This window comes from Nocardiopsis synnemataformans (assembly GCF_965343085.1).
GTDB classification, from domain to species: Bacteria; Actinomycetota; Actinomycetes; order Streptosporangiales; family Streptosporangiaceae; genus Nocardiopsis; species Nocardiopsis alborubida.
The window spans coordinates 1-5,919 of sequence record NZ_CBDRFA010000142.1; the positions used below are offsets into that span (position 1 = coordinate 1).

A 5,919-nucleotide genomic window follows, 5' to 3' on the forward strand; every position below is an offset into this window, starting at 1 on the left:
CGCTCACCCGCCCCTGGGCAATGCCGGTCGCTGACGCGATCCGTGTCTGGCTCGCCCCGTGTGCCTGGGCCAGCCGGAGCAGGCCGGCGATGTCGCGCTCACGCAGAACCCGCTGTGTCTCCTGACGCCCCCAGGCCCACGCCGGGATCGTGATCTGTTCCCAGGAACGACCAGGCATGGATCCCCTTCGGCCGACGCGCACACGGCCCCGATTATCTCCAAGGGGGATATCCATCAGGAATGGGAGAAGCGGTACCCGCAACGGAATCGTCGCCTGTGACACAACCTCCCCGCTCCATCGCGAGCGCCGTCACAGGAGCCTGCCCATGGACGTTCCCCCGGCCCCCGAGCCCGTGCCGACCTACATCGACACCGACACCACCCTGCGAGTGAAAATCCTCGACGCCTGCGGTATGACCTGCACCTTCTGCCATAACGAGGGCACACCAGTCGTGGTCGACAACCGCAACCGCGGCCCTGGACCTTTCACCACTTCCGGTACCTCGGGGCGGAGGTCGATCTACGCAGCCACCAACGGAGCCACCTTCCTGCCCGCCACCATCGCGCCCGATGAGGACTTCGCCCATGCCCTGCGGCAGCTACGCCGGAACATGGGTTTCACCGAACTCCACCTCACCGGAGGAGAACCCACACTCCATCCGCGCCTGCCCGAGCTGGTCCGCCTCGCCACAGCCCAGGGCTACCGGGTGTGCATGACCTCCAACGGCGAGAACGGGGCCCAGCAGATTCCCGCCTGCGCCGGGGCGGGTCTCGACCGCGTCAACTTCTCCGTCTTCGGCACCACACCCGAAGAACTCGCCCAGGTCCAGCACGCCCGCTTCCGCGACCCGGCCAGGGCAGCCGCCAAGATCGAGGCCCTGCACGCCTCCATCCAGGCCTGCGTCGACCACGGGGTCCGGGCCAGTGCCAACATCGTCGTCCTCGACCACACCCACATCGACCGCATCCACCGGCTCCTGGACACCTACGCCCCCGAACTGTCCGTGCGCCTACTCAACTCCCTTGATCACGGCCAGGAGTCCATCGACGCCATCCACGAGCTCCTGGCCCAACGCGGTGCCGTCACCGAGGCCCACCACCTCACCGCCGGAGCCTCCGGAGCACGCACCGCCTACCGCATCGACGGCGGACGACGCCGTATCCACGTCAAGTGGATCCGCCCGGTACGCCTGCCCACCACCTGCCAGGGGTGCCGGTTCAACAACGACACCGACTGCCAGGAAGGCTTCTACGGCCTGCGCCTGTACCGCGACCGCCACGGGCGCTACTTGGTGGGTGTGTGCCTGCAACGCATGGACCTGTGCCAGCCCATCGAGGACTTCCTCCGCTCCCCCGTCAAGGACGAGATCCTCCGCCTTCGCCGGACCGACCGTGACAGGCTGGAAGCCGCCCACCGAACCCCCGCGTCTTCTCCCACCACGACACACAGCACGGAAGGAAACCCGACGCCATGAGCGCGATCGAGTACGAGGCCAAGGTCCTGGACATCGACGTCGACCAGGTGGCCCAGCGCATTCTCGACAAGGGCGGCACGGACCTGGGCGAGGTGCTCCAGCGCCGCTACGTCTACGACATCGAACCCGGGGACGCCTCCCGGTGGGTGCGCCTGCGCGACACCGGCAGTCAGGTCACGCTCACGGTCAAGGAGATCGACTCCGACGCCATCGGCGGCACCCGCGAGACCGAGACCGAGGTCGGCGACTTCGAGACCACCAACGCGCTGCTGGGCAAGCTCGGCTACACGCCCAAGGCCTACCAGGAGAACCGCCGCCACAGCTTCACTCTGGACGGCGCCCAGCTGGAGATCGACTCCTGGCCGCGTATCCCCGCCTACCTGGAGATCGAGGCCGACAGCCGCGCCGAGGTCGTGCGCGTCGCGGCCCTGCTCGGCTACACCGAGGCGGAGTTGACGGGGGAGAACACCACCAAGGTCTACGCCCGCTACGGCATCGACCTGACCACCATCACCGACCTGCGCTTCGACACGGAGTGAGCTCGCGGCTGTGGTGTGTCCGCGCTCCACACAGCGCGGGCGCACCACAGCGAGCGGGAAACAAGATGGGCTGCGAACCCTCGCGGTTTCGTATCGGGAGCTGTTACTTGCAACTGTCGGCTTGGGCCAGGGAGATGACGAAGGCTCCCCACGCATCCGAGGTGAAGGTGAGCTGGCCGCGTGAGCGGTGCTGGGTGTCGCGCATATCCGCTCCGGTGCTGTGCTCGCGGACCTCGACGCACTCGTTGTTGCCGCCGCTGTAGGACGACTTGTGCCACTCAGTCACCGTTGATCCTCTTCATCTCGTTACGGATGGTCCTTAGCGTCTCATCCGGTCCCCAAGCCACACCCTGCAAGGCCGCGAACCACATCCGGTAACGGCCCACCTCGTTGGTCGCGGTGATGATCTGCCCCTGGTGAGCCGACTCCACGTAGACCACCTCGGGCTGGGCAGGCGAGGTGATGACGCGGAAGGGGCCGTTGTTGCCCGCGTGGCGCGGCTCGTCCACCGGAACCACCAGCAGGTTGACGCGCTCCTTCTCCACCAGGTCCACCACGTATTCGAGCTGTTCGAGCTGCACCCGGGCCGAACCGTAGCGGCGCATGAGCAAGGACTGATCCACCACGAGCCAGATGACCGGGGAGAGCGCCTTGGCCATCTGCTGTGCCCTACGGGCCCTTTGCTGGGCGCGCTCAGCGAGTTCGCTCGCGGACAACCAGGGAGCACCGTAGCGGATCACGGCTCGCGAGTAGGCCTCGGTCTGTAGATACACCGGGAACACCAGCGCCTGGTACTCGTACAGGGCATCGGCCGCGTGGGTGCGCTCGGCGACCTCGTGCAGCCACGCCCGCCGTCCCGAGCCCGTCAGCTCCTCCCACAGCCGCTCCAGGCGTCCACCGCCGTGCAGCGTCTCGTCGAGGGCCCGGCGCAGCCAGGGCTTGGCGACGGCCTTGCCTGTCTCCAGGTCGGAGACGTGGGAGTTGCTGATGGCCGTGCCGCGCTGGCTGATACGGCGCGCGACGGTCTCCTGGGTCAGTTCGGCCTCGTTGCGGAGCCTGCGCAGCTCGCGCCCGAATGCCTTCAAAGTGCGTTCGTCAGGGGTCATGCGCTCATGTGACCACATCACAACATGTGCCGTGGAGGGATTCCAGAAGATTCCAGAGGCCTCTGGAAGATTCACGGGTTATCCGGACGCACTTACGGATCCTTTTTCCCAGACCACATCCTGTCGTTGTGGTCTCACGCACAGCGACCACGATCACGGCGAAAGGACCCGGTGGAAATCCATGACCCCGGCTCAGGCTTCTTCCTCTCTCGACCTGCCCAGGCGCATCCGCCACACCGACCCCGACACCAGCGGCCTGCTCTGCGGGCCCTGCTCCCACCACGTACGGGCCGCGCGCCGGTGGGCGATGCAGGCCACCAGGACCACACCCGGCGCGGCCCACCCGCTGCTGGTGTCCCTGGCTGAGCTGCACACCAACGCCCTCAAGCACACCGCATCCGGGCTTCCGGGAGGCCGGGTGAAGATCGAGATCCAGCGGCGCCCGCGCCTGTTCCTGCTCCGTGTCACCGACGACGGCCCCAAGCCGGGTGAGCAGGCCACCGTCCCCACTATGTCCACCACATCCGGTGTGGAGAAGAGCGAACTCGTGCTGACCGAAGGTGGATACGGCCTGGCGTTGGTGGACGTCTTGGCTCTGTATTGGGACTTCTCCGGGAACGCGGAAGGGTCGTTGACGGTTCGTGCCGCTTTCGACCGTTCCGGGCGGACCCGCCTGCCGTTGTGATCCCGAACGGGGTGATGTTTTCCGGCGGCAGGTGTTGAAGAACCTCGCTTGTCCAAGCGAACATCGACCAGCCCAGTGGAAGCGGCGCCACTTTCCGCAGGAAAAGGGCTTTTTGTGCCCTTTATGTGGTGTGGGTGGAAAACGCAGTTTCGGGTGACGTACGACCCCGGAACCAATGACACCCACCCGCTCCGCACAGGAACGACAGAAGACGTGGAGGCGCCCCGGACCGGTGTTCGCAGCACCGGGCCAGGGCCGAATCCCCACCTGAAGCAAGCAGGAGGAGATCGTGGAGAAGCCTAGCGGTCGGCACCGCAAACCCGTCCGAGGGTGGGCCCAGTAGGTGCGGTGGCTGTTCGAAGCGGTACTGGCCGCGCTGCTGTGCAGTGCGGTGGACGTGCGCCAGGAACGACGCCCACTGCCCTCACCTCGTACAAGCACACGAGAGCAGATGAGGCCCCTACCGCGCGTCAGGAACGCTGCGCCTGAAGCGCGGGGGCCACAGCCGGGAAGCGCTCCAGCCCCAGCACAGCACACACACCCGATTTCGGGGCCGGTGCGAGTACCACGCCCTCGCCGCCCACACCCTTCCGAGCAGGGCTGGTGCGTTGATGACGACGGAGTGCGGGGAGTGCGCCCCTACCTGTTCCACCACCCAGGCGGAGTACCCGACCGCAAGGAGCGGGTCGCGGTCGTGAAGGAGCCGGCGAGTTCGATGAGCTGGCCGCTGCGGTGAGGACCTGGCTGGACATTCGCCGCTGAGCAACCCGCTTTCACCTCGGGGCGGCGCCACGCAAGTGGCGCCGCCCCGAGGGCGCTGGTGGGGGGTGGTGTGTCCACTGAACCCGTTCTGAACCCGAAGTGAACCCCCTCCCGGGAGCTGAACCCGGAAAAGTTCTTCCCTCGGGTGTCGCATCCGCGCTTGCACGGTCTTCATCAGGGAGTCAAAAGCACAGGACCGCGACGGCCCCGGGAGGGCATGCGTGAGCGACTACACGAAGACACTGATCCACCTGGCACCCCGAATCACCAGCCGCGACCGCCAGATCCTGGCCGGACTCTGGGAACACCGAGTGATGACCACCCACCACCTGCACCGCATTTACTTCCCCGATGCCGGACCACGCCGCGCCCGCTCGCGTCTGCTCACTCTGTACCGCTACGGGGTCCTCAACCGCTTCCGCCGCCACGCCCACGACCGCAACGCCCCCGATCACTGGGTCCTGACTCCCACCGGCGCCGTTCTGGTCGCCCTGCACCAGGGCAAGGAACCCGACGCGCTGAAGTTCCGCGCCGACCGCGTCTTGGCACTGGCCCACTCACCCCAGCTGGACCACATCCTCGGTTTGGTCCAGACCCGCGCGGCTTTCACCGAAAGCGCCCGAGCGGTCGGCGCACCTGCGGCGGTGGGAGGGCGAGCGCGCCTGCGCCGATCGGTGGGGCCGTCACATCCGCCCAGACGCCTACCTGTGCTGGAAACAGGACGGGACGGTGGCGGATGTGTTCGTGGAGTACGACACCGGCACCGAGTCCCTGACCCAGCTCAAGAACAAGATGCCCGGCTACGCGCGTCTGGCCCGCGAGAGCAAGCTGCCCTCGATTGTGGTGGTGCTGGTCCACTCCGACCAGCGCGAGGACAACGCCGCGCGCGCACTCGCCGCATCCTGCACCAACAGGGTCGGGGTGTACCTGAGTACCCACGCCAGACTGGCCCAGCAGGGCGCGGCCGAGCCGATCTGGCGCCTGGCCGGCGACCCCACCCGAGTGTCTCTGCGCGACCTGCCACGCGCCTACCCCAACTCGACACAGGAGAAGGGACCAGGGCAGTGAACCTCCGGGGCCGTTCGGGGGTCCTGTCGGCGTTCCTTCGGAGCGTCCGCGTGGGGGTCCGGCCTTGGGTGGACCCCCCTGAGAACACGTCCTGTGCAGGTCGTGCGGGCTTGGGGGCGGTCCACCGGCCGCCCCGGCTGTCTACCAAGGAGATAGTCCTCTTCACGTGGGCGGGCGGCGCCGGGTGTGTGCGGGGGCACGGACGCCCCCGCACACCCTCATCACCAGGCCACCATCAACCACAGTGGTCCGTCTCCTCTGCTCTTCCTCTACTGGAACTTCCT

Annotated in this window: 5 protein-coding genes and 1 pseudogene; 4 read left to right on the plus strand and 2 right to left on the minus strand. The window is 67.3% G+C overall.

Annotated elements, in window-relative coordinates:
- The first annotated feature begins 326 nt into the window (after positions 1–326).
- Positions 327–1,475 carry a radical SAM protein gene (locus ACSIH6_RS38875; RefSeq protein ID WP_435113812.1) on the plus strand — a complete coding sequence of 383 codons (1,149 nt, stop codon included), beginning with the start codon at positions 327–329 and terminating at the stop codon, positions 1,473–1,475.
- A complete protein-coding gene (locus tag ACSIH6_RS38880) occupies positions 1,472–2,014 on the plus strand; it encodes a class IV adenylate cyclase (protein ID WP_435113814.1) in 543 nt (180 codons plus the stop codon). Before ACSIH6_RS38875 ends, ACSIH6_RS38880 begins: the two co-directional genes overlap by 4 nt.
- 103 nt (positions 2,015–2,117) lie before the next feature.
- On the opposite strand, the gene ACSIH6_RS38885 is transcribed toward ACSIH6_RS38880, so the two are convergent.
- Together ACSIH6_RS38885 and ACSIH6_RS38890 are read right to left on the minus strand one after the other, a co-directional pair.
- Positions 2,118–2,300 carry a DUF397 domain-containing protein gene (locus ACSIH6_RS38885; protein ID WP_435113816.1) on the minus strand — a complete coding sequence of 61 codons (183 nt, stop codon included), beginning with the start codon at positions 2,298–2,300 and terminating at the stop codon, positions 2,118–2,120.
- Positions 2,293–3,120: a helix-turn-helix domain-containing protein gene (locus tag ACSIH6_RS38890; protein WP_435113818.1), complete on the minus strand. Its 828-nt coding sequence runs from the start codon at positions 3,118–3,120 to the stop codon at positions 2,293–2,295. Before ACSIH6_RS38890 ends, ACSIH6_RS38885 begins: the two co-directional genes overlap by 8 nt.
- A 181-nt stretch (positions 3,121–3,301) precedes the next feature.
- Between ACSIH6_RS38890 and ACSIH6_RS38895 the strand changes: the two genes are divergently transcribed.
- Together ACSIH6_RS38895 and ACSIH6_RS39475 are read left to right on the plus strand one after the other, a co-directional pair.
- Positions 3,302–3,805, plus strand: a complete 504-nt coding sequence (locus ACSIH6_RS38895) for an ATP-binding protein (protein WP_435113820.1) — start codon at positions 3,302–3,304, stop codon at positions 3,803–3,805.
- A 1,076-nt stretch (positions 3,806–4,881) separates the two neighbouring features.
- Positions 4,882–5,635 (plus strand): annotated as a pseudogene (locus ACSIH6_RS39475) (replication-relaxation family protein).
- Positions 5,636–5,919 lie beyond the last annotated feature (284 nt).

What these genes read in the sequence shown, in the direction of transcription:
- ACSIH6_RS38890 (WP_435113818.1), bottom strand. Translation starts at nt 3,120, where the DNA reads ATGACCCCTGACGAACGCACTTTGAAGGCATTCGGGCGCGAGCTGCGC.
- ACSIH6_RS38880 (WP_435113814.1), top strand. Translation starts at nt 1,472, where the DNA reads ATGAGCGCGATCGAGTACGAGGCCAAGGTCCTGGACATCGACGTCGAC.
- ACSIH6_RS38895 (WP_435113820.1), top strand. Translation starts at nt 3,302, where the DNA reads ATGACCCCGGCTCAGGCTTCTTCCTCTCTCGACCTGCCCAGGCGCATC.
- ACSIH6_RS38875 (WP_435113812.1), top strand. Translation starts at nt 327, where the DNA reads ATGGACGTTCCCCCGGCCCCCGAGCCCGTGCCGACCTACATCGACACC.